We start from the raw sequence: 24,177 nt of genomic DNA on the forward strand, positions 1-24,177 counted from the left end.
CTTTGATCATCACAAAGGGGAGGGCATCAGCTCTCCCTTTTTGCTTTGGGGGCTTAGCGGTTCAAAGAATTTCATCGAACCACTTCACTCATCTCGCATCCTAACAATCCCAAGAACGGGCAATTAACCCGCAAGGCCCATAGTACCCGCAACCATAATAAGGCTGAGGGTTTCATGGCTCCTAACATCGCCATTATCGGGGCTGGCCCAACCGGGCTCACAGCAGCGATTGAACTCAAGCGTCGCGGTATCATTCCATCTTTGTTTGAAGCGCGGAACTGTCTGGGCGGACAGTGGGCCTATGAGGTCCTCACCGACGAGCCGGTTGACGTTCGCGATCCGCAGAGCCAGAACGTATATTCCGCCATGTACCCCAAACTGCGCGCCAACCTGCCCAAACGCGCCATGCAGATCAGCGACTATAAACTGCCGGAAGAGCTGGAGCTGTTTCCGGGCCGCGTTCAGGTGCTGGACTATATCGACGCCACCGCCAGAGCCGCTGGCATCTCAAACCTCATTGAGTTCAACACACCGGTACAACACGTTGAAAAAGCGGGCGATGGCTGGCGTGTGACCACAGAAGGCACCCAACGGATCTTCACCCATGTGATCGTGGCGACGGGCAAGGACAGTTATCCGAACATCGCTAAGATTGATGGACTAGAGAGTTTTGATGGCTCCGTCACCCACTCCCAGTCTTACCGCCTGCCGAACCTTTATGAGGGCAAGCGCGTTGCCTTGATCGGCGCCTGCGTTTCCTCCGAAGACATTTCCTTGGACCTGAGCCCGCATGCCGAACAGGTCTACATCTGCGGCACGTTTCCTCCCAACGGACACAAGTGCTATGTGCGCGATGGTCTTTATGGGCAGAGCCTCAACATCAGCCAGCATGACCGACCCGCACGCGTGGAAGGCAAGAACGTCTACCTGCAAAACGGTGAAGTGCTGTACGACGTCGATGCGATCATCCTGTGCACCGGCTACATCTACGACTTCCCGTTTCTGAAAGGCTCCCTGAACGATATTGAGCTGAGCGGTTGCTCCATCGGCCCGCTTTATCTCAACATGTTCTATCCATCCGACCCAACACTCATTTTCCTCGGTTTGCCACGCTTTACGGTGCACTTTGCCAGCATCCAATTACAAAGCGTCTACTGCGCTAAAATTCTGAGCGGTGAGTTGGATCTGCCTCCGATTGAGGAGATCAAAGCGGAAGTCGCCAATGGCGGCTGTGTGCTGCAAAAAGATCCGGCCAATCTGGAGGAATACCACAACAGCGTGTTCGAGTGTTTTGCGCGCCTGAGTGATATGACCGGCGAGCCTCATCTGGATTGGAAAGGCTTTCTGAACACGCTGAACGACCATAAGCGTCACTATCAGCAGGACTACCGCCAGTATCCTTTCACGTATGACCTGAAAGAGTAGTGCTCACCTTTCTGAATTTCTCCCCTTGCCTTTATGCGATTCATATACGATATGTATATTAAACGTATAAGGAGACTTTCCATGGGCATTGTCAAAATCTCTGATGATCTGCACGAGGAAATCAGAAAAGCGAGCACCGTCATGTCTCGCTCCATCAACGCTCAGGCGGAGTTCTGGATCAAAATGGGCATGCTCGCCGAGCTGAACCCAACCCTGACCTACTCCGAGCTGGTACAACAGCAACTGAAAGCCTGCAAACTCGCCCCGCCTGAGGTGATTGAGACATGAGTGCGATCATCATCAAAAACGCCGATGAAATCGCCCTGATGCGCCAATCCGGCAAGTTGCTGGCTCAGGTCTTCAAGATGCTGGAAGATGTTGTGAAGCCCGGTGTTTCCACGCTGGAGATAAACGATCGCGTTGAGGACTACATCGTCAACGAACTGCAAGCCCGCCCGGCCAGCAAAGGCCAGTACGGCTACAAGTTCGCGCTCAACTCTTCCATCAACGAAGTGGTCTGCCATGGTATCCCAGATAAGAACCGTAAGCTGAAAGCCTCAGATATCATCAACGTTGATATCACGCTGGAAAAGGATGGTTTCATCGCAGATTCCAGCAGTACCTTCGTGATGCCCGGCGCCTCTCGTAAAACGCAGAAGCTGGTCAAGACCACCTACAAAGCCATGTGGGCTGGCATCAAAGAAGTGCGTCCGGGGGCAAGACTGGGGGATGTGGGCGCCGCCATTCAGCAGACCGCAGAAAACGCGGGTTACTCCGTGGTGCGTGACTACTGCGGCCACGGCATTGGCCGTGACATGCACGAAGGCCCGTCCGTCATGCACTTCGGCAAACGCGGCACCGGAACCCTGCTGAAGGAAGGTATGACCTTCACAATTGAGCCAATGGTCAACGCAGGTACCGAACTCACCGTGACCAAAGAAGACGGCTGGACCGTAGAAACCCTCGATCGCCAACTCTCTGCCCAATGGGAACACACCGTGCTGGTCACAGCCGACGGATTCGAGGTGCTGACATTACGGGAAGGGGAGAAGGTTCCGGGGTAAGTGGCAAGTTCTGCCGTTTCGTTTTCATGCAAAAGCCGCAAACCTTCGCAAGTCTGCGGCCTTACTTCGATGTTTCTAAGGACCCAGGCTTATGCAGGCTCTGGTTCTGCTTTCGCTCTTTGCGTCGCGTGAAGAGTGCGGCGTTTGTACTGCTGCCAATCTTCAGCATAATCACAATCCAGATACTCCTCGAAGTACGGACCACCATAGGTGTAATGGATCAATGCTGCCTCAGGATCATATGCATAGTCTTCAACCAAGTGGTTCCATGTGAGTGGAAGCGAACCAATCAGGTTGTCGTTCTCCAACCACTTAAACTGGTGTAACTCCAAGCCAGAGCGTGTGTTCACATATTCAGGTGTAAGCGCTTTACACTTGGCATTGTTGAACATCATCACGCTCGACCAGTTTTTCTTCTCATATTTCGACTGGACGTTATTGAGGAACTTGGTGTCACTCACCGGAGTATAATCATGCTTACAGCACATGACTGCATAGTCGTCATCACGCATATTCCAAAGTTCAGCGATGTCACGACGCACGATCATGTCGCAATCCATAAAGATGGACCAACCTTCATAGTTCGAAAGATACGGTGCAAGGAAACGACTGAAAGAAAACTCAGTCGATTGAAGCGGATGTTTCTCGCGTTTAAAAATGCCGCGAACATTGTCCAATGCAATAGGTGTAATCGAAAGAGGGAGCGATGAGTTCTCGATAATGCTCTGAACAAGGACATGATAAGCAATGATTTCGTTTGTATCGTAACCAATGAATATGCGAACACTCTCTGACATTGTGAGAACCACCGTTTTACTGAGAAAAGAAATTTCACAAACCCGATGGCGCAATTTGTATAGAAAAAATCGGACTAATAAATCCGTGAGATTCTGTTGTATGTATTTGTCGTGTGACTTGTATTAGGGCAATGATTTATTTGAATAATTCCAAATTTCTCTAGTTTCCTTATTTGATTAAGAAATCTCTTTTTCATTGCAGCTATACACGTATACTCCAAGCAGTTCATCAACCACCTGACGGCGCGAGATGTCCTCTCTTCTTAACGTATCACACTACCTTTTCTAATGCCGATACCGTTCCTCAGCTTCGTAATAGGCATCGAAACCAACGGCTTTTTGTAGGTCTTCGAAGGTCATGGCTGGGTCGGGGAAGATGCCTTGCTTCATTTGGGCCAGAGCGTCTTGTTGAGCTTTGATCATGGCCATGAGGCCGGTGAAGGGGTAGGTGGAGATGGCGTAGCCCAGCTCTTGCAGTTCAGCTGGTTGAAGGAAGGGGGTTAGGCCGCCTTCCAGCATATTTGCCATTTTGGGGCCTTCTACCTCATCACAATAGCGCTTCATTTCTTCAACGGTTCGCGGTGCTTCCACGAAGGTCATGTCCGCGCCGATATTGCGGAAGGTTTTGGCGCGCGCAATGGCCTCATCCAGACCATGTTCAGCACGGGCATCTGTGCGAGCAAGGATGAGGATATCAGCGCCTTCGTTTTTGGCGTCAACCGCAGCACGGATGCGCATGAACGCCTCATCCCGCTCCACCACGTGCTTGCCCTTTGTGTGACCGCAGCGTTTGGGCGCAACCTGATCTTCAATCATCACGCAGGCCATACCCGCACTGGCATAGCCTTTGACCGTGCGTTTGACGTTGAGCGCGTTGCCGTAACCCGTATCCCCATCCCCAATCACCGGAATGCTGGTTGCAGAGGCGATGTTGCGAGCCTGATCAACCATCTCAGCGTAGGAGATGAGGCCAGCATCTGGCTGCCCAAGGCGGGAGGCAGAAACACCAAAACCGCTCATGAAAGCGAGAGGAAAGCCTGCCTGCTCAATCAAGCGGGCGGAAAGGGCATTCCAGCAGCAAGGGGTTACATTCAATTCGCCGCTCTCAAACAGCGCCTTGAGTACCTGTGCTTTTGACATGGTTGAGCTCCCCAGTTCCTAGGTGTTGTAAGGGATATACAGGGCAAGCCCTTGCCAAAAGTAAAGCAAGGCCGCTGTTGCCAGCATCATCAGCGCAAACGGCCACGCCCCTTTGGCGACCTCTGACAGTTTTGCGCCCCCAACGGCTTGAATGATAAAGAGGTTCATTCCCACGGGCGGCGTGATCAGTGCAGTTTCAATCAGCACCACAAAAAAGATACCGAACCAGATCGGATCGATGAACATGCCTTCCAGAGCCGGGAACAATACGGGCACCATAATCAGCAACATGCTGAGGGACTCCAGGAAGAATCCCACAATCAGCAGCACCAGACCAACGGCAAGAATGAACATGCCCGGCTCAGAAATGTTGGAGGTGAGCAGCGTGGAGATATCTTGCGGCAGACGGTAGAGCGTGATTGCGTAGGAGAAGACCTTAGCCCCTGCAATGATGAGGAACACCATGGTTGTGGTCTTCATGGACTTGTAGGTGGCTTCCTTCATCTTCTCCAAGTTCATCCGCCCCATGGCGAACGTGATGATGAGCGCCATAACAAAGCCAATGCCTGCACTTTCAGAAGGAGTGGCGATGCCCATATAGATGGAACCGATGATGGACGCAGCGAGCAACAGGGTTGGCAGTGCCATGAATGTTGCCCGTCGGCGTTCCTCCCAACTCGCCTTTTCAACCCGCTCATAGTTGCTGTTAAAGCGGGAGTAAAGCATGCCATAGACGATGAAAACGCTGGCAAGGAACAGGCCCGGCCCGATGCCTGCAAGGAAAAGTTTCGGGATCGAGGTTTCTGTCACGATGCCATAGAGGATCAACGGGATAGACGGCGGAATGAGGATACCCAGCGTACCGCCAGCGGCCAGCATGCCCAGCACAAACGGGCGTTCATAACCACGAGAAGTCATCTCTGGGATCGCCACGGTTGCGATGGTCGCCGCGGTGGCAACGGAAGAGCCGGAAACAGCGGAAAACAGGCCGCAGGACAGGATGGTCGCTACGCCAAGACCACCCGGCCAATGCCCGACCCAGCTTTGCACGGCCGCAAACAGATCTTTGCCCACACCGCCTTTCAGCAGCACGTTGGACATGAGCAGGAACATGGGTACGGCCAGCAGCTCAAAACTGTCCATGGAGCCGTAAAGGCGTTGCGGCACGGCGTTGAGCGGCAGCGGGAAATACCAGAGCAGGAATACTCCGAGCGAGCCAAGCGCAAACGCAACAGGAACGCGGAAAACCAAAAGCAGCAGCAGGGCTGCAAGAATGAGAAATGCAGTCATCTTTCGCCCCTAAATCTCGTGTTCCAGTGTGTCATCTGCAGGCACGCCATCGCGCCAGATCTTCACCGCTTCGGCCATGGCTTGCAGGCCGAGCAAGGCGAAGCCAACCCAGACGGAGGCATGGGTGAACCACTTGGGCAGCGCGAGGTAAGTGTCCGTGGTGTGGCCGCGCAGCAGAGACTTGTACCAGAGGCCGTAGCCATACCAGACAGCCGTGATGCAGAAGATCAGGATCACCAGAATAGAGAAGGTCTCAACCACCTTGCGCACCAGCGTATCCGGACGACGGAAAGCCACATCAATCACGATCATCTCGCGGTGTTTGAGCGCAAAGGCTCCCGCCAGATAAGCTCCCCAGATCTGACCGATACGGGAGACTTCATCCACCCAAACGGTCGGGCTGTTGAAGACATATCGCGCGACGACTTCGTAACAGATGAAAAAACCAATTGCGAAAAACACCCAGGCAGCAAATTTGCCGGTGAGTTCGGAGATGTAATCTATGAGCTTAATCACGGCTGGGCACCAAACGGATTTGCCGGAGAGCTGAACTGCACGGGTTGGAATGATCTCTGTGTGCAGCCGTCTCCCTCAAATAAAAGGGGATCCAACAGATTGGATGGCAGAAAAGGAGCCAAACGGCTCCCTCTCCAGATTTAAGATGATAAAGGCAGGAGAGCCTTACATGCCCTTGGCAGCGTCAATTGCCTGCTGTGCAACAGGGCCTGCTGCTTCCACAAAGCGGTCCTGAACAGAAGCGGTTGCTTCCACCCATTTGGCGCGCTCTTCATCGCTCAGGCGGATCACGTTGATCTTGTCTGCAACGCTTTCAACCAAGGCATCTTCGCCAGAGTACACCTCTTCACGCAGCTGCTTTTCAACAACGGCGGCAGCGTCCAGAATGATCTTCTGGTTCTCTTCAGAAAGGCTCTCGAAGAAGTCGTTGTTGATCACCGCAACAAACTCAATGGCGAAGTCATAGGAGAGTGTCATGTTCTCCATCACTTCATAGAGTTTGCGGCTGGTCACGCCGGAAGTGCCGGTCATGCCTACATCAACAGCGCCCTGCTGGTACGCGAGGAACTGCTTGGAACCGGACATCAGTGTTGGGGCACCGCCCAGTGCTTCCACAGTCCAGCCCAGAACTTTGCCATAGGTGCGAACTTTCTGGCCTTTGATGTCTTCTGGTGTTCTGATCGGATCGCCGTTGTTCAGGTAAATGTTACGTCCATAGGCCTGCCACCACAGAACACGGGCACCGGTTTCCTCCAGAACTGCTTTATCGAGAATCTCACGCATTGGAGATCCGTTGGCAGCAGCAGCGCGAAGGTGTGCTTCATCGCGGAAGAAGAACGGCAGGTTCACGATCTCAACGGCTGGAACAGACCCGGCGAAGCGGCCAAGAAATGCTGAACCAGCTTCAATCGCACCAGAACCAACGGCTTCCGGCACTTCCTTATCTTTAAACAGCTGAGCAGACGGGAAGAGCTGAAGGCTCAGTTCGCCATTGGACTTCTCTTCAATGATTTTCTTAAAGGCGTTCCAGTTCTTGCCCAGACTGTGGGTCTCAGGCAGCTGCAAAGTAACGCGAATTGTTTCAGCAGCCATTGCAGTGACGCTGGTTAAAGAAAGCGCGGCAGCGCCCAACATTGAAATCAGTTTTACTCTCATTGGTGTCCCTCTCCCAAAACAAATTCACTGAAATATGAGATATATTAGAGAGTGTTTTTTGAAGAAGTACAGGCCGTTATTGCTGAGAAAATGTAATTATATTGTCTAGATCTCTTCCATAACGCAACTTTGCATCGGCTCTGCATGTGATCCGCGCCTCTAGAAAAGACGTAGCGGACCGTTACGTCTCTCTGGAAATTTCGCGAGGACTGAATCTTAGTGACAGACGTGAAAATCACGTTGCAGGCAAGACGAAATATTTCGGTGAAATGAAACAAAATTAGCCGGAGTTATGAACATTCCGCGTGCGGTACTTTGATTGAGGCTCTCATCTATCAGCCTCTCAGTAGCCTTTCGCCCTTGATTTTATGGAGATGAAGCTGTCCGGCGCACGTGCTTATCTAGCCTGTGTTTGGACTGCGCATTGTGACCACCTGAAAGAGTTGGGGCTAATCATGCAGGGCCTGTTTTGCCGGATCAGGGGTTCCAGAACAGCAATGCCATGGGTTCATCAGTCTGTACCAATAGGATGCTACCTCACTTTGAACTGGGTGAGTCGGCGGGAAGGGCGATTTCGTGGGTAAAGTTATGGTATTGGGCGGCGACGGTTTTTGCGGCTGGCCCACGAGTCTTTTGTTCTCCAGCCTTGGCCATGATGTCATCATCGTCGACAACCTGTCCCACCGCAAAATTGACGTTGAGCTTGAGGTCACCTCGCTCACCCCCATTCAGCCGATCAGTGAGCGACTGGCAACCTGGGAGGAGCTGACGGGCAAATCAATCCGCTTTGCCAACATCACGCTCGGCGTAGATTATGACCGGTTTCTGCAGCTGCTGAAAACGGAAAAGCCGGATGCCATCATCCACTTTGCAGAACAACGAGCTGCGCCATACTCCATGAAATCCTCATGGCATCGGCGCTATACAGTCTCCAACAATCTCAACGCGACCAACGATGTGCTGTCTGCCATCGTCGAAGCTGAGCTGGACCCGCATCTGGTGCATCTTGGCACCATGGGGGTGTACGGATATAGCACCGTAGGCTGTGAAATCCCGGAGGGGTACTTGCGCGTTCATCTGGATGTGAACGGAGATCTACGGGAGCAGGAGATCCTTTATCCCACAAGCCCGGGCTCCATCTATCACATGACCAAATCACAGGATCAGCTGTTTTTCCAGTTCTACGCCAAGAACTATGGATTGCGGATTACGGACCTGCATCAAGGTATTGTCTGGGGCACACAGACTGAACAGACCTCTCTGGATGAGCGACTGATCAACCGGTTCGATTACGATGGTGACTACGGCACTGTCCTCAACCGGTTCCTCATGCAAGGCGCAATTGGATATCCGCTGACGGTACATGGAACGGGCGGGCAGAAACGGGCATTTATCCATATTCAGGATACCGTGCGCTGTGTTCAGCTGGCGGTCGAAAATCCACCTGAGCGGGGAGAGCGCGTTAAAATTCTCAACCAGATGACCGAGGTGCACCGGGTAAAAGATCTGGCCGAGATGGTCGCTCAAATGACCAATGTGGAGATCGCGTATCTGGATAATCCCCGCAAGGAAGCTGTTGAAAACGACCTGATGGTTGCCAATCATCAGTTTCTGGAAATGGGATTAAAGCCGATCACGCTCAGCGACCGGTTGCTGGACGAAGTGACTGAGATTGCGCGAAAATATTCTGATCGCTGTGACACCACCAAGATCCCCTGCCTGTCCCTCTGGTAGTTCTGCAGGGATTGGTTGATGAAGATCGTTATCGTCTCCGATGCCTGGCATCCGCAAATCAACGGCGTTGTCCGCGTTTTGGGCATAACACGCCGAGAACTCACGGCGCTGGGGCATGAGGTCATCCTGATCACGCCGGACCAGTTCCATCAGATGCCATTACCGACCTATCCAGATATCAAGCTGGCGCTGTTTCCCTATTACAAGCTCTCCAAAATGTTGCGGGAGCTGAAGCCGGATGCACTGCATGTGATGACGGAAGGGCCGCTGGGGTGGGCTGCGCGGAAGTATTGCCGACGCAACGGGTATAAGTTCACCAGTTCATGGCTCTCCAAGTTCCCTGAGTATGCCTCTATGCGCACGGGTCTGCCAACCGCATGGTTTTATAAGTGGCTGATAAGGTTCCACAATCAGGCCGCTCAGACCATGGTCACCACGCAGACGATGGTGGAGGCAGCCCGCACTATCGGCATCAGGCGAGTGGTGCTTTGGCAGCGAGGCGTGGAGCTAAAGAACTTCCGACCCATTCCGTCTCAGGTGTTTGCTGACTATCCCAAACCCGTGATGCTCTATGTGGGGCGGATAGCGCCGGAGAAAAATCTGGAGGCATTTCTAGATCTCAATCTTCCAGGCACCAAGGTTTTGGTGGGCGATGGCCCTGATCTGGCTTTTCTTTCCAAGAACTATCCAGATGCGGTGTTTACGGGCGCTAAGACGGGAGATGATCTGATTGAAGCGTATTGCGGGGCTGATGTGATGGTGTTTCCCTCCAAAACGGACACGTTCGGACTCGTCAATCTGGAGGCGATGGCCTGTGGTATCCCCGTGGCAGCTTATCCGGTGACGGGGCCGAAAGACATCATTGGCGATGCCCCGGTTGGTGCGACCGATGAGAATCTGGCCGCTGCCATCAAACGGGCTTTGCCAATGAAATCAGAGGACTGTATTGCCCACGCCAAAACCTTTTCGTGGGAACGATCCGTGCAGGATTTTCTGGCAAACCTCATGAGCTTCTCTGAAAAGCAGCCTCACGAGACCAAGGATGTCCTCACATCATCCGCTCGTAGAGATCAAACATAATCCAGAGCGTACCGCCAACCATCAGGAAGATAAGAACACCAGCAAAGCTCATGGCCAGCACATTCTCAATGGGCGTTCTGCTGTCGATACCGAGGAAGTAGTGCAAGTGCACGCCCACCTGCACCAGCGCACACAAAGCGATGATGCCAAAGGTCAGTTCAACCGGAAAGGCCATGGTCCAGACGGCGGCGAAGGGGATTAAGGTGAGCGCCAGGGCGAGGATAAACCCGGTGATCAGCCTCTTTGCACTGTGAGATTGCGGGTGCATCTGTCTCTCCTAAATAAGCCAGCCGGGCATGTAGACGATTGAGAAAATGCCGATCCAGACAATGTCCAGGAAGTGCCAGAACATGCCGAGGCGGTGGAGACGGGATTTGACCGGAGAGGTCAGCCCTTTGATGAGGATCTGGAAGATCATCACCAAAATCCCGATCATGCCGAGGCTGACGTGCGCCCCATGTGTCCCCACCAATGTGAAAAACGCGGTGAGGAAGCCACTGGTCTGTGGTCCGGCGCCGGATTGGATCATGCCAATAAATTCAATCACTTCCAGCGAGATAAAGCCTAAGCCAAGCACGATAGTGACAATCAGCCAGAACACAGCCTGACTTTTATGCTCCCTGACGGAGGCAAGTGAGGCGAAGCCAAACGTTACGCTGGAAAAGAGCAGGAACATGGTTTCGCCAAAGACGTGCTTGATATCAAACACCTCAATGGGTAAAGGCCCTGTGGCCGTGTTTTGAAACATGACCACGTATGTTGCAAACAGAAGCGAGAAGATGATCGCATCTGTCATCAGGTAGAGCCAGAAGCCCAAGTCTCTGATGTCTAAGGTTTCTTCCGTCGGGCCGGGAGAGCCAGTGGTTTTAGGGCTGTATGTGTTCATGACCAGAAATCCCCCGGTGCTGGTTTCTTTTCCTCCAATGCCTTGATGCGAGCCTTTTCATAGGCCTCGATTTCGGCTGCAGGGATGATCTGATAGGTGTGGTCTTGCGAGCTGCGAGTTATCAAACACGCCAGCACACCAAGGAAGCCAAGAGCCACAAGCCACCAGATGTACCATGTGACCGCAAATCCGATGAGGAACCCTAGTCCACCGAGGAACACCCCAATGCCGGTGTTGCGGGGTAAGTGGATATCCTCGTACTCCTCGGCAGGGGCATAAGCAACGCCGCGTTGCTTCATGTCCCAGAAGGCATCGATGTCCTGAATGTCGGGGATCTTGGCAAAGTTATACTCCGCTGGCGGCGATGCAGTTTGCCATTCCAGCGTTCGGCCATTGTACGGATCACCGGTGATATCGCGGTTTTTCTCACGATCACGAATGCTGACGTAAAGCTGCATACCCTGACAAACGATGCCGATCAGTACGCTCAGCGCACCAACCGCTGCCACAATCAGGAACGGCTGCCATTCCGCCACGTCGTAACGCTCCATGCGGCGAGACATGCCCATAAAACCAAGGGCATAGAGCGGCATGAAGGCAAGGTAGAAGCCGATAATCCAGAACCAGAACGACCGCGCGCCCCACTTTTCGTCCAGTTTGAAACCGGTCGCTTTCGGGAACCAATATTGGAAACCCGCGAAATATCCAAACACCGCTCCGGGGATAAGCACATTGTGGAAGTGGGCAACAAGGAATGTGGAGTTATGCATCAAAAAGTCGGCGGGGGGGATTGCGAGGAGGACGCCGGAGACGCCGCCGAGCACGAAGGTCACCAGAAAGCCGATGGTGAATAACATGGCGGGGTGGAAGATGATCCGCCCCTTGTACATGGTGAACACCCAGTCGAATATCTTTACGCCCGTCGGCACGGCAATGATCATGGTCACGATGCCAAACACCGCATTCACGTTGGGGCTGGAGCCCATAGTGAAGAAGTGGTGCAGCCAGACCGAGAAGGACAGAACGGTGATAACCGCCGTCGCATAAACCAGCGACTTGTAACCAAAAAGCCTTTTTGCGAGAAGGTTGCCACAACCTCGGAGAAGACACCGAAGGCGGGTAGAATGAGGATATAAACTTCCGGGTGACCCCAGATCCAGATCAGGTTGGCATAGTTCATCATGTTGCCACCTGAGTCATTGGTAAAGAAGTGGAACCCTAAAATACGGTCCAGACCGAGCATAGCTGCGACAACTGTCAGCGCCGGAAATGCGAAAGCCATGAGGAGGCTGGTGCATAAGGTGGTCCAGGTGAACAGCGGCATCTGCATCAGGCGCATTTTGGGGGCGCGGCACTTTATGATCGTGACGACAAAATTAATCCCCGTCATAGTGCTGCCAACCCCACTGACCAGCAGCGCCCAGATCCAGTAATCCACGCCAACACCAGGACTGTACTCCGCACCCGAGTAGGGGGGATAACCAGTCCAGCCTGCAGTCGAGAATTTGCCGATCACCAGTGAGACCATCACCAGCGCGGCCCCGGCTGCGGTGAGCCATAAACTGATGGAGTTCATGAACGGGAAGGCCACATCTCGCGCACCAATCTGCTGCGGTACGACGATGTTGATAAGGCCCGTCAGGAACGGCATGGCCATGAAGAAGATCATGATTGTGCCGTGAGAGCTGAACACCTGATCGAAGTGCTCAGGCGCAAGGTAGCCATCGTTATTCAACGCCATAGCCTGCTGTGAGCGCATCATCAGCGCATCCACAAAGCCGCGTACCAGCATCACCATGGCAAGGGCGATGTACATGATGCCGATGCGTTTGTGGTCCAGGCTTGTCAGCCATTCTTCCCAGAAATACCGCCACTTACCGAAGTATGTGACCAGCAGAAAGACAACCAGTCCACCCAGAACGGTGATGGAGGCGCCGCCAAAGGCGATGGCGCTGTAGAAGGGGAGGAGTCAAATCCTAATCTTCCTAGCATGGTGTATCCCCCTCACAAGCTGGCTGGGTCGTCGCTGGCGCATGTCTGCGCAAGGTGGTCTCGGGCCGGCGGGCATACTTTTTCAGGATCTCTTCAAACAGGCCCGGTTTGACCCACGAGAAGTACTCCACCCCGTGGGCAATGCTGGGCTGGGCGAGTTGATCATATGTCACCGTGGAGAGCGGTTTGGACTGCGCCTTGGCGTTGGCAACCCAGTCCTGAAACTCTTCTTCTGTCATCGCCACGGCGTCGAAGAACTGCATGGCAAAGCCATCACCGCTGTACTGTGTGTTGCGGCCACGGAAGCGTCCGGTCTCGTTGGCTTTCAGGTTCAGCTCACTGGTCATCCCCGCCATGGCATAGATTTGTCCCCCTAATGCGGGAATGAGCAGGGAGTTCATGACTGTGTCTGAGGTCAGCTTCATGCTGACGGCTTTATCAACGGGGAAGGCGAGTTCATTGACAGAGGCAATGCCAAGGTCCGGGTAGATGAAGAGCCACTTCCAGTCCTGCGCCACCACCTGCACATTGATGGTGTTTTCTGGCGTTGCGATCTTCTTGTACGGGTCCAACTTGTAGGAATAAGTCCAGACCAGATAGCCAAGGGTGATGATGATGGCAGCGGGAATGGACCAGACGAACACCTCAATAATGGTGGATTTGTGCCATTCCGGCTTGTATTCGCCCGTCCCACCTTTTGCGCGGTAGCGCCAGATGAACCAGAAGACCATGAAGTAAACGGGAATAACCACAATCAGCATGATGAAGAAGGCGGTGTAAAGCAGATCCCGCTCAATGATGGCGATGGGGCCTTTGGGATCGGCGACTGGAGAGGTCTGCAAGCCACATCCCGCCAACACAAGCAGGAGGCCCAGCAGAGTTATTCCCCTTAGACAAGGTTTTGAAATGAAATGTTTCATCGTATTCCCGCGCAGGATTGGGTGACCTAACGGGAATATTTCAAGGGGCGGGGGATTACAGAATATTTAAGGTCACGGCCTCACGGCCTGAGACCCATGAGATTTCAGGAACTACTTCTATGAGGGGAGCACAGAGATGGTTATCAATTACTCCCCTGCATCCTTCAATTTATCCAGCAGTCTTTGCAGGTGCTTTAAGGGCTTCCAGCATTTCTGCCATTTTCGCCTGCACCTTGGTCACCGCTTTAAGGGGGCGTAGCATGACCTTGAAATCATCGATCAGGCCCTCTTCATTCCAATGGATCATGTCGACCCCATTGATGAAGATGCCGTCGACTTCTGTCTCAAACTCCAGCACAGCATTGTCGCCGCAATCCAGAATGCGCACATATTTGAAGCTTGTGTTGACGCCAAGCACCTGAGCCGCGCCATAAAGATACATGACGGTGATCTGCTGGCCCCGTTGCGGCGTGTGCACCACCGGGCTGTAAAACACGCAGTCCTTGGCAATCATGGCAGACAGTTTCACCAGATCCTTGCCGCCCTCCAGCATATCCAGCCACTTCTGCAGGTTTTCAGAGTAATTCGTCGACATCCGTTTATCCTCCCCAGCTGCTGCCTTTACTCCCGCAGTGCAAAGGCAGGTCAGACAGACCAACACCAGTCAAACCCATATTGACGTAATGGTCAACCTAGCCGGAGGGGCGGGAATAAGTGCGGGCTTGCTTGAGGATTTATGAAGAGTAACCGGGATTTTTGCGCTGTTTCCTTAGTTCGGTATTAGAGAGCTAAGTGTTAGAAAAATAACAGGAAAGATTGCTTGCGTGGACTTTGAAAGGTTTATGCGTTTTTTGCGTTTTCTGGCGTTTTTTTGTTTTTCATGACCCAGAGCAGAAAATGAACGGACAAGGCTGCCACGCGATAGATATGTACCGCGAAAGAAGCAGCATACATGCCTGAACCAATCCTTTATCGGCCTCCGGCACCAACGCCCTGCAAACCGCTCCGAGGTCTGCGACTGTTTCGCGTTTTCTGGGCGCGCAATGTTTTAAATCTTATCCCCGAGGAGTTCTTCAACAGTCCGATGGAGCGGGTCTATTTCACCCGCCGTCCTTGCTTCCTGGTCAACGCACCGGATCTGGTGAACGAGGTGCTGGTTGAAAAGCGGCTGTCGTTTCCAAAATCGGATGTGATGGTGGATACGCTCAAACCGGTGATCGGGGAGAGCACGATCATTGCCAGCGGCCCGAAATGGGAAGAACAGCGTGAGATGATTGCGCCCGTGTTTTCTCATGTGGGTGTGCGCAGTGCCTTCAAGCATATTCAGGATGCCTGCAACGAGTTTCTAGCCTATCTGGATAAGGCGGCTGAGTTCGGAAAGTCCATCAGCCTGCGCGATGAGATGAGCCGTCTGACCGCTGACATCATTTTCCGCACCATCTTTTCACATCCCATCGACAGTGTGCGCGCTCGCAAGGTGTTTACGCAGGCCATGCAGTATCAGGCAATCACCACAACATGGGCGCGCAAGATGATCCTGCGGGGGACCGGTGAAGGGCCAAACCGGCCCATGCCGAAGGAAGCGGAGATCCTACGCGATGAAATCCGGCTGCTTCTGACAGACTTGGTAGATGAGCACACCGCTGATCGGTTCGGCCAGCATGATGACATGTGCCAGCGCCTTCTGGATGCCCGCCATCCGCAAACCGGTCTGCCTTTCAGCAAGGAGCAGCTGGTGGACCATATCGCCACGTTCTTCCTTGCCGGTCACGAGACAACGTCTGCCGTGCTCAACTGGGCGTTCTTCATCCTCTCCCAGCGGCCAGACTATTCTGAGCGTATCCGGCGGGAGACGGATAGCGTCACAAACGGGGAAGTGCTTGAGTACAAGCACCTGTCCAAGCTGAGGTTCACCCGCAACATCTTCCGCGAAACCACGCGGCTCTATCCGCCCATTGCATTCCTTTCCCGCATGGCGGTGGAAGAGACCACCATTGGCGGACACAAAATCCCGCGCGGGGCGTTGATCATTATTTCACCCTGGATCGTTCACCGGCACCGGTCTTACTGGCACCATCCTGACCACTTTGATCCGGATCGCTTTGAGCGCGACGACGACCCAATGACCGGGGCATACATGCCGTTTGGCATTGGACCGCGCGTGTGTGCGGGAGCCAGCTTCTCAACGGTTGAGGCCACCTCTGTGCTGGCTGGCGTAACGCGCCATTACAACTTCAAGGCAGAAAAGCCGGAGGAGGTTTTTCCGGAAACGGGAATTGCGCTGCGGTCTCAGTCTGAGATCCGATGCAAGCTCATCAAGCGCAGTCATATGACCCATTAGGGGAGCAAAACCTGCGAAAAGCCTGAAACTATCGGGTGGCGTCCCTGCCAATTATATGCATCATTCCGTAAGGGTAAGAAGGAGGAGGTTGGTATGCGTTGGATTGCTGGGCTGGTCATTGTCATTGTAGGCGCCGCTGCTGGCTACTACTGGTACTCCCTGCCGCCAGAATATCCAACCAAGTACATCATCACCGCCGACCGTATTCTGACCATGGACCCGGAGCGCCCGCAGGTGCAGGCCATTTTGGTTGATGGCAACGAAATCATGGCTTTAGGCGATGTACGCCAGCTGGAAAATCAGGACAAAGCCAAGCTCATCCGCCTCAAAGGCACGCTGATCCCTGGCCTGATTGAACCGCATACCCACCCGATTGCCGCCGCTTTGCTGGGCGCCGCCACCGATATCAGTGCCTTCAAATACAACAGCCGTTCGCAGATTATGCAGGCCTTGGAGGAATCGGCGGATGAGTACAGCCTGACCCCGTGGGTACTGGCCTATGGCTGGGACCCGATCGCGATCAAAGACCTTTCCCCGCCAACTTTGGCGGAGCTGGACGCCATCTCTCCCGACAAGCCTATGCTGGTTCTGACCCAGATGATGCATGAGGCCTACGCCAACTCAGCGGCCCTGAAAGAAGCAGGCATTGACCCGGGCCGCGGACCGATGCTGCGGGAGCTGGAGGAGATCAACCGTGTCGTCTCCGCAATTCCGGCCCCGTCCGATGAGGCCGTGGAGCTGTTGGTGCGCAAGAAGTATACGGACTATGCGAAGGCGGGTTACACCAGCATCGGCGTGACGGGCGCCGTGGGACGCCATCCCAATCCGGTGGGCCTGTTGCAGCGCATTGGGTTGGAGGACAATCCGCCAGTACGGACCTATCTCTATCTGACGGAAGATCAACTGCCCAACTGGCGCTTTGGCGGCGATGATCGCTTCACCATTTTGGGCGCCAAGTTCTGGCTGGATGGCTCTCCGTTCACCGGAGCTGCCGCCACCTATCACCCCTATGAAACCTCCGAGCTGGTGCTGGAACGGCTCGGCCTTTCCTCAGGCCATCACGGCGAGCTCAACATGAGCGATACGGATCTGATTGAGAAACTGCGTGAGGTGCATAAGAAGAGCGGGCAGGTGGCCATGCATGTGCAGGGCGAGCGCGCCATCGATCAGGCTTTGATGGCCATCGCCACCATTCAGGCAGAAGACCCACGCGATGACATCCAGCATCGGCTGGAGCACAACGCGCTGATCACCCGCGAGCAGATCCAATGGGCGACTAATCTGGGTGTCTCCCTTGGCTTCTTCGTGGATCACATCACCTTTTACGGTGACCAGCTGGAAGACCTGTTCGGCAGCAACCGCATGAACCGTTATATGCCTGTGCGCGATGCCAAGGATGCAGGTGCGGTGGTCACCTTCCATGGAGATCACCCCGCAACACCCATGAACCCCATGGGCACGGTGGAAACCGCCATGTCCCGCACCTCCCAAAGCGGGAACACGGTTGTCGGGGCTGATCATGCGGTGACGCTGGAAGAAGCGCTGCAGGCCATGACCGTTGATGCTGCCCGTCAGCTGGGGCAGGAGGACACGCTTGGCATGATCGCCGTGGGCATGAAGGCTGACTTCACCCTGCTCAACGGCAATCCGCAGGTGATGCGCCCGGAAGGTCTGCGCCTGATCCGCCCAACCCTCACCATCCGCAACGGCCAGCCCGTCGACACCCGTTTCGTCAGCTGGTTTGACCCGGAACTGGCCATCAAGGCTGTTTGGAAAATGCTGATGGGGGATGAGACGGAACCAACCAGCACTTAGGAGGCAGATTGGTTTAGAGCAGGGAACAGCCCTCTCAGAGGTTTCGGCTCAGCCAGTCGCATATCTTGGCGGCGGTCTCCGGCCATTGCTCGTCAAACTGTATGTAGTGGCAAGCTCCGTCGACTGCGAGGAACTCCGAGGTCTCATAGCGCTCAGCCATCACCCGCGCGGTGCTTGGTGGCACGGCCTTGTCCTCGGTTCCGGAAACAAAGAGCAGGGGGCATGTGACCTTGGCTGGGTCTACAAACGTGGTTTGGTGGAGGTCATACATCCAGAAGAAAAACTCAAACAGCACCCGACCGGACTCGGAGCCAAGACGCGCATGGATGTCACGTTGCATCTGGGGTGGCAGCGTGTTGAAGCCATACCTCACCAGCAGCTCAAAATCCTGTTCCACGGCTTTTTCCCAAAAGGCGCCTGCTGAAATCAGAAGCTTTCCAAGGTCTCGTTCTTCATCCGTGGTCGGCAGAGTCCCGTTCACAATGCTGCTGTTGAGAAGAACGCCCGCTTTTATAGCCCCCTCAGCTGCCAGAAGCTGCGCAATAAGCCCGCCGATCGAGTGGCCGGCTACAACCGGAGGCTCGCCAATCTCATCTATGGCCTGCCGGGCATCCTCCACATAATCAGCGATGCTTAGCCCGGTGAGCTTGGCATCGCGGTCTGGTCCAGGCGGCAGGTCATGATATCGGTAAGTGAGGCTGTGGCAGGCATATCCGGCAGCCTCAAGGGACGCCCGCACATTCTCCATCGACCACGCCGCTGCGTTGGTACCGGTCAAAAGCAGGACTGGAGGCAGAGAGCTGTTAGACATCCGATGCTCCTTAAGAACGGGGCTCCAGATAGAAACCCCATCCTCATCGCTTTATCAGCTCAGGCTCAACGAAGTGTAAGCCAGGAACTCGCAATTTAACAGCAGCGTGCCACTGCAGAGAGCAACGGCTGCTAGATCAAATCGTCAGCGCTTCTTTGTCGCCCGCAAAACCTTCGCCACAACCTGTTCAGCAAACACTTCGTGGTTTGCGACTGCTGTGCCTATCCTCGCGTCTTTGACAATGACTTCTTTTGTCCGCGCATCAATAACCGTTACCAGGCCCGACATAGAGGATGCACCAGTCCCGAAGAGGATGTCATACCCCATATTGGAAATGAAGAAGCTCTGAATTTTGACGTCAACGTTGACCCGTCTCGGACCATGCAAGTCTTTCAACTTGGTCTGTAGGGCCTTCTTTGTGACCTTAACGATTACGTCTTTATCGTAGTCGACGCCCAGAACATTGTTCAGCCCCTCAAATTTCCAATCACCCGTCACGGTCACCTTTGAGACCTTTACCTGGGCTTCTTCAATATCTTTCGCCGTAATGGTCGTTTGGCAGGCTGCGAGTGTAAGCCCGAGCAGAGCGAGTACGGCTAAGTTTCGCAGGTTCTTCAGCTTCTGTGCGAAGCTATACAAGTATTTGTTTTTCATTGAGTTATGACTTCATTACATCAAGGCAGATTTCGTAAGGAGCCATAGTGTCAGGAGAGGCTTGCGTCTGGGTGGTTGCAATCGCCTTCCGGTTTTCGCCAGAGAGGCCACGAAGACGCCTCACCGCCGCCTTCTCAAAACCGCATGATTTTTGGGCAAGCTTTATGCTTTCTTTGGAGGTTCGCGCCTAAGCTTCGTCCGTGAGGTGGGCTTTATCGGGCCGCTCATCATCACGTCTGTTCTCTGGTTTGGGTGAGAAAGCGCTCTTTCTCTGCCAGCTGGGGTGCGCCGGGGGGAATGCAGGAAACCCTGTCGGAAGGACGGTAGATGACACAAGGAATTGGCCTTGTCATGCAAGGCGGTGGAGCTCTTGGAGCTTATGAGGTTGGTGCCCTGACCCGCATCTATCAGGCGGGGTATGTGCCGGAGATCATCACCGGAACCTCCATTGGTGCCCTCAACGCTGCTGTCATCGCTGCCCCCAAGTTCGGAGACCCGATTGAAACCCTGCACGCGCTTTGGGAACACCTCAGCCATGCGCCGGGCTTTGTCTGGCATTCCAGCCAGAAACTGCTGCGGGCCAGCATGGGCCACCCGCGCTTCTTCAAGCTGCATGCACCCTCTTTCATGGCGGAGAAGCGCCCCAGCATCTACGACATCACGCCGGCGCTGGAGACCATGGAGAAGTTCATCGACTTTGAGCGCCTAAACAGCCCGGAGGCGCCACGACTGGTGATCACAGCGACCAATGTGGCAACGGGGCAGATAGAGCGGTTTTCCAACCGGGATCACTACATAACCTCCAAGCACATCATGGCCAGTGGCAGCCTGCCGCCTGGCTTCCCGCCCATTCAGCTTAACGGCAGTTATTACTGGGATGGCGGGCTTTACGACAACACGCCCATCCGCTCGTTGCTGCGCATTCTGGATGATCATCAGATCTCCCATATGCCGATTTTCCTGATCGAGCTGTTCTGCCCGGAAGGCATCATTCCAACCACCGTGGAAGAAGCTGTCTACCGCATGACGGAGCTGGTGTTTGAGGACAAATTCTGGCTCATGCTGGATGGCGACAAGTCCGCTCAACATTACTCCCACATGCTCTATGATCTGGACAAACTGGTGCCGGAGGACTCGCCCATCCGGGACTGCGAGCACTACCAGTCCCTCATGAAAATGCGCGCGCTCTCTCACATCATCACCGTCAATGCAGAACACAATGCGCTGACCGGTGTGGTGGATTTTGAACCCAAAAGCATCAACGAGCGCATCAAGACTGGCTATCTAGCCGCCGACGACGCGCTGATCAAAAACGCTGACCGGATCGAGGCCATTCTCAATGAACAGCACGAAGGCTACATGACTGAATGTACTCATTCGCACCACACGCCGGGCTCGAAGAAAAAAAGAGGTGCTCATGAGTAAGATTGATGAGCGCAAGTATGACAGCGGCGCCTATGAGAACAAGTGGTTTGAAACCTCTGACGGCATCAAGCTGAACTACCGCGTCTACGGCAATGGCACCTCACAAAAGCCAGCCATCATCGCTCTGCCGGGCCTGACCCGTTGCGCCCGCGACTTGGACCCCATGGCCGCGCAGTTAAGCAAGTCCTACAAGATCTACGCGCTAAACCTGCGCGGGCGGGATCTGTCAGATTATGACCCCGACTACAGCAACTACAACACCACCGTTTACATTCGCGATATCTACGAGTTCTGGACGTTTACCGGCGAACAGCCCGTTGTTCTGCTTGGTTCCTCTCTCGGCGCGCTGCTGGCCATGCTGATGGTGGAAGACCATCCGGACATGCTGGCAGGCACCATCCTGAACGATCTGGGCGCCACCATAGAGTTTGCCGGCATGTCCCGCATCTTCGGCTATGCCGGACAATTGGAAGATGAAGACGAGCTCAGCGCCGTTGTTGAAACAGTAAAAGAGCATGTGGGCAATCAGTTTGTGAACCTGCCCGATGACAAATGGGAGCGCATGGCTCTTTCCATGTTTGGCCTGAAAGACGGCAAGTGGCACCACCGCTATGACGACAATCTGGGCGTCGCACTCATTGAGAACAAAGAGGCCTACCGCGATCTTTGGAAAGCCCATCAACGGGCGGCAGAACTGGACCTGCCGATCCTTTCCATTCGTGGGGAGCTTTCTGACGTCACATCCGCTGAAACGATCCGCTCCATGAAAACCATGGCACCGCGCATGCAGGCCGTGGACATTCCTGATCGCGGTCACTGTCCAATTCTGGATGAACCAAAATGCCTTGAAGCCCTTAAAGGGTTCATGGGGCAATTTGAAAACCGTGCCTGAGCCGTACGAGAGTGGAGACGAGCATGGCCCGCAAACATCTGGTTTTGTTGAATATGATCGGGGCACTTGCTCTGGTCATGATCGACCAGACGGTGCTGGGCGTCATCCTGCCCTCACTCCAACGCACATACGCGTTTGGCCCGGTTCACCTGCAATGGGCGGTTAACGCCTATTTGATTGCACTGGCCTCCATGCTGATGTGCGGCGGTTGGCTGGGTGACAAGTTCGGCTACTTCACCTCCCTGCGCATGGGCCTGGCACTGTTCACCGCCGCCTCGCTGGCCTGCGCCTATGCCCCAACCGGTGAGTTCTTCATTACTGCCCGTGTTTTTCAGGGGGCAGGTGCGGCGCTGATGCAGCCTGCCGCCACTGCGCTGGTGTTCTCGGCCTATCCGGCGGATGAACGTGGCAAGGCGCTGGCCCATTATGTGGGGGCTGGTCTGTTCTTTCTGGCCTGCGGGCCTTTGGTGGGCGGCCTGCTGGTGGAGTTCTTCTCCTGGCGCGTTGTCTTCCTGCTCAACGTGCCCATTGGGCTGGCTGTGCTCATCATGGCCTTTGCCATTGGCAAGAGCAAAACCAACAAGGATACAGGCAGCTTTGATTTTCAGGGTGCCATCCTGTTCGTCATGGCCCTGCTGGTTTTCACCGTGGCTGTCCAACTGTTTGGAGACTATCGCCTGTCACTGGGCGAAGGAGTGGTCTCAGCCGGGTTTGTCATCCTTGCCTGTTCTCTTCTGTTTGTCCGAAGGCACCGCGTGGCCCATCCGTTCATTCAGTTCTCGCTGTTTGAGAACAAGGTTTATCTGGGGTGCTGCCTGTTGTTGTTCTGCATTCCGTTTGCCCTGTTGGCACAGGTGGTGTTTGGCGCGGTGTTCCTGCAAAATGTGCTGAGCCTGACGCCACTTGAAGCCGGACTCTCCATGTTGCCCGTGGTGCTGACGATTATCGTGTGTGCGCAGTTTGGCGGGCGACTGGTGGGCAATATCAAGTTCCGCAATCTGGCGGTTTGCGGCAGTCTGGCCATGGGTATTGGCTTTGCAACGCAGGCGCTTGTCATTCACTTCAATAATCTGTGGCTGCTGTTCCCCGGTATGATCCTGATGGGGGCAGGGCTCGGTTTTCTGATCAGTACCGTTTCAACGGAAGCGCTCTCCCACGTTTCCTTGCTCGCCCGTGCCCGCGCCACGGCCCTGCTGCAAACCTGCAGGCAGGTGGGTGGGGTGTTTGGCATTGCCTGTGTGGGGGCGCTGATCAACTGGCGGGAGAAAACCATGATCTCCGCTGCCGCTGAGCTGATGGAACCCAACGACGAGGACCGCGAGCTTTTACAGCTGTTGCTCTACAAGTTCATGGGTGATCAGCCTGCCGCTGCCGCCTTGCTGCACGAACGCTGGCCGCAATCCCTTTACATCCTGAAGGCCATCAGCAGCCGGGCTCTGGCGGATGCTTACATCTTCAGCGCCGTTGTTTTGTTTGGCGCGGCGGTCATGTCGCTGTGGGCCTTCAAAGGCCACACCCCACGGCAGAGGCCTCAAGCCTCTGAAGGTCCGCCGCCGATGAACTCTGCGAACGATTGAGGGCAGCTCCTGCCAGTGGACTTGGCAGGAGCAGGACGCCATCAGCTCTGCGGGATCGCGAGCGTGGCATCAATCTCAAACAGCATGCCATCCAATGCCAGACGATCCACCGGAATGAGTGTGCTGGCAGGCAGGTGCTCGCCAAACAGCTTGGAGATCTGCTCGCCAATGGCATGCAGCTTGTCTTCTCCGTGACCGGCCACAAGCACCTGGATCTTCACCACGTGCTCAGGCTTTCCGCCGGATGCTTCGATGGCCTTGCGCAGATTGTCAAAGGCAAGTTCGGCTTGTTTGCCCACGGTTTTGCCCAGCACGTTGCCCTCTTTATCGCCGCTGAACTGACCGGAGATGTAAACCGTCTTTGCCGATGAGGGCGCAACAACAACCTGCGAAAAGCCCCATGGGCTGGTGTCCACAATGGTCGGCGGGTTGATGCGCTCCAGGCCTTCCGCCTGTGCCATACCGGCAGCAGCAATCATCAGGGTTCCAATGGATAAAGTGGCAAGTCTTTTCATAGTGAACTCATTCTGTTCTTTCACCGAAACATGCGAGGTTTCGGTTTCACAACAGGGCTTGTAAGGCCTCAAGCTAAATTGAGGTCAACAGCAAATCCTCGCTTTTTGCAGGGATGGAAACGCGAGTGAACCGGAGAATTGCAACCTG

General features: G+C 54.5%; 22 protein-coding genes and 1 pseudogene. 10 read left to right on the forward strand and 13 right to left on the reverse strand.

Going from position 1 to position 24,177, the window contains the following annotated elements:
* The first annotated feature begins 174 nt into the window (after positions 1-174).
* The 3 genes from QT397_01555 to map all read left to right on the forward strand — a co-directional run bounded on the left by QT397_01555 (position 175) and on the right by map (position 2,489).
* Entirely contained in the window at positions 175-1,425 is a 1,251-nt protein-coding gene (locus QT397_01555) for an NAD(P)-binding domain-containing protein (GenBank protein ID WNZ53720.1), read from the forward strand.
* An 81-nt stretch (positions 1,426-1,506) separates the two neighbouring features.
* Positions 1,507-1,713, forward strand: coding sequence for a ParD-like family protein (locus QT397_01560; protein ID WNZ53721.1), 207 nt, complete (start codon positions 1,507-1,509; stop codon positions 1,711-1,713).
* On the forward strand, positions 1,710-2,489 hold the full coding sequence (gene map, locus QT397_01565; GenBank protein WNZ53722.1) for a type I methionyl aminopeptidase: 780 nt from the start codon (positions 1,710-1,712) through the stop codon (positions 2,487-2,489). Before QT397_01560 ends, map begins: the two co-directional genes overlap by 4 nt.
* Before the next feature lie 89 nt (positions 2,490-2,578).
* Here the strand turns inward: map and QT397_01570 are convergent, their stop codons facing one another.
* From QT397_01570 to dctP, 5 genes are all read right to left on the reverse strand, one after another.
* On the reverse strand, positions 2,579-3,286 hold the full coding sequence (locus tag QT397_01570; protein ID WNZ53723.1) for a glycosyltransferase: 708 nt from the start codon (positions 3,284-3,286) through the stop codon (positions 2,579-2,581).
* A 285-nt stretch (positions 3,287-3,571) separates the two neighbouring features.
* Complete coding sequence (locus QT397_01575) at positions 3,572-4,426, reverse strand: isocitrate lyase/PEP mutase family protein (protein ID WNZ53724.1); 855 nt, start codon at positions 4,424-4,426, stop codon at positions 3,572-3,574.
* An 18-nt stretch (positions 4,427-4,444) separates the two neighbouring features.
* A complete protein-coding gene (locus QT397_01580) occupies positions 4,445-5,716 on the reverse strand; it encodes a TRAP transporter large permease subunit (GenBank protein WNZ53725.1) in 1,272 nt (423 codons plus the stop codon).
* 9 nt (positions 5,717-5,725) lie between these two features.
* A complete protein-coding gene (locus QT397_01585) occupies positions 5,726-6,232 on the reverse strand; it encodes a TRAP transporter small permease (GenBank protein WNZ53726.1) in 507 nt (168 codons plus the stop codon).
* A 165-nt stretch (positions 6,233-6,397) separates the two neighbouring features.
* Positions 6,398-7,387 carry a TRAP transporter substrate-binding protein DctP gene (gene dctP / locus QT397_01590; GenBank protein ID WNZ53727.1) on the reverse strand — a complete coding sequence of 330 codons (990 nt, stop codon included), beginning with the start codon at positions 7,385-7,387 and terminating at the stop codon, positions 6,398-6,400.
* A gap of 588 nt (positions 7,388-7,975) precedes the next feature.
* Between dctP and QT397_01595 the strand changes: the two genes are divergently transcribed.
* The gene (locus QT397_01595) at positions 7,976-9,121 is read left to right on the forward strand and encodes an NAD-dependent epimerase/dehydratase family protein (protein ID WNZ53978.1); all 1,146 of its coding nucleotides are present in this window, start codon (positions 7,976-7,978) and stop codon (positions 9,119-9,121) included.
* 18 nt (positions 9,122-9,139) lie between these two features.
* Positions 9,140-10,201 (forward strand): glycosyltransferase family 1 protein, encoded by a 1,062-nt coding sequence (locus tag QT397_01600; protein WNZ53728.1) that lies wholly within the window; start codon positions 9,140-9,142, stop codon positions 10,199-10,201.
* On the opposite strand, the gene cyoD is transcribed toward QT397_01600, so the two are convergent.
* The 5 genes and pseudogenes from cyoD to QT397_01625 all read right to left on the reverse strand — a co-directional run bounded on the left by cyoD (position 10,170) and on the right by QT397_01625 (position 14,594).
* Positions 10,170-10,469: a cytochrome o ubiquinol oxidase subunit IV gene (gene cyoD / locus QT397_01605; protein WNZ53729.1), complete on the reverse strand. Its 300-nt coding sequence runs from the start codon at positions 10,467-10,469 to the stop codon at positions 10,170-10,172. The genes QT397_01600 and cyoD overlap by 32 nt on opposite strands.
* 9 nt (positions 10,470-10,478) lie before the next feature.
* Complete coding sequence (gene cyoC / locus QT397_01610; protein WNZ53730.1) at positions 10,479-11,087, reverse strand: cytochrome o ubiquinol oxidase subunit III; 609 nt, start codon at positions 11,085-11,087, stop codon at positions 10,479-10,481.
* A pseudogene (gene cyoB / locus QT397_01615) lies at positions 11,084-13,011 on the reverse strand (cytochrome o ubiquinol oxidase subunit I). Before cyoB ends, cyoC begins: the two are co-directional and overlap by 4 nt.
* 61 nt (positions 13,012-13,072) lie before the next feature.
* A complete protein-coding gene (cyoA, locus tag QT397_01620; GenBank protein ID WNZ53731.1) occupies positions 13,073-13,999 on the reverse strand; it encodes a ubiquinol oxidase subunit II in 927 nt (308 codons plus the stop codon).
* A gap of 169 nt (positions 14,000-14,168) precedes the next feature.
* Positions 14,169-14,594 (reverse strand): nuclear transport factor 2 family protein, encoded by a 426-nt coding sequence (locus tag QT397_01625; protein ID WNZ53732.1) that lies wholly within the window; start codon positions 14,592-14,594, stop codon positions 14,169-14,171.
* Positions 14,595-14,951: 357 nt separating this feature from the next.
* Here QT397_01625 and QT397_01630 point away from each other — a divergent pair, with 357 nt between their 5' ends.
* Entirely contained in the window at positions 14,952-16,340 is a 1,389-nt protein-coding gene (locus QT397_01630) for a cytochrome P450 (protein ID WNZ53733.1), read from the forward strand.
* A 93-nt stretch (positions 16,341-16,433) separates the two neighbouring features.
* Entirely contained in the window at positions 16,434-18,155 is a 1,722-nt protein-coding gene (locus tag QT397_01635; GenBank protein ID WNZ53734.1) for an amidohydrolase, read from the forward strand.
* 34 nt (positions 18,156-18,189) lie between these two features.
* On the opposite strand, the gene QT397_01640 is transcribed toward QT397_01635, so the two are convergent.
* A complete protein-coding gene (locus tag QT397_01640) occupies positions 18,190-18,966 on the reverse strand; it encodes an alpha/beta hydrolase (GenBank protein WNZ53735.1) in 777 nt (258 codons plus the stop codon).
* 144 nt (positions 18,967-19,110) lie between these two features.
* Positions 19,111-19,620 carry a hypothetical protein gene (locus QT397_01645; GenBank protein ID WNZ53736.1) on the reverse strand — a complete coding sequence of 170 codons (510 nt, stop codon included), beginning with the start codon at positions 19,618-19,620 and terminating at the stop codon, positions 19,111-19,113.
* Positions 19,621-19,947: 327 nt separating this feature from the next.
* Here QT397_01645 and QT397_01650 point away from each other — a divergent pair, with 327 nt between their 5' ends.
* From QT397_01650 to QT397_01660, 3 genes are read left to right on the forward strand one after another with little or no spacing between them, the layout of a single operon-like run.
* Entirely contained in the window at positions 19,948-21,045 is a 1,098-nt protein-coding gene (locus QT397_01650; GenBank protein ID WNZ53737.1) for a patatin-like phospholipase family protein, read from the forward strand.
* A complete protein-coding gene (locus QT397_01655; protein ID WNZ53738.1) occupies positions 21,038-21,937 on the forward strand; it encodes an alpha/beta hydrolase in 900 nt (299 codons plus the stop codon). The genes QT397_01650 and QT397_01655 overlap by 8 nt, the downstream gene beginning before the upstream one ends.
* A gap of 23 nt (positions 21,938-21,960) precedes the next feature.
* The gene (locus QT397_01660; protein ID WNZ53739.1) at positions 21,961-23,514 is read left to right on the forward strand and encodes an MFS transporter; all 1,554 of its coding nucleotides are present in this window, start codon (positions 21,961-21,963) and stop codon (positions 23,512-23,514) included.
* 41 nt (positions 23,515-23,555) lie between these two features.
* Here QT397_01660 and QT397_01665 read toward each other — a convergent pair whose 3' ends face one another.
* Entirely contained in the window at positions 23,556-24,029 is a 474-nt protein-coding gene (locus QT397_01665; protein WNZ53740.1) for a RidA family protein, read from the reverse strand.
* Positions 24,030-24,177: the final 148 nt, after the last annotated feature.

This window comes from Microbulbifer sp. MKSA007, assembly GCA_032615215.1.
Taxonomy (GTDB): Bacteria; Pseudomonadota; Gammaproteobacteria; order Pseudomonadales; family Cellvibrionaceae; genus Microbulbifer.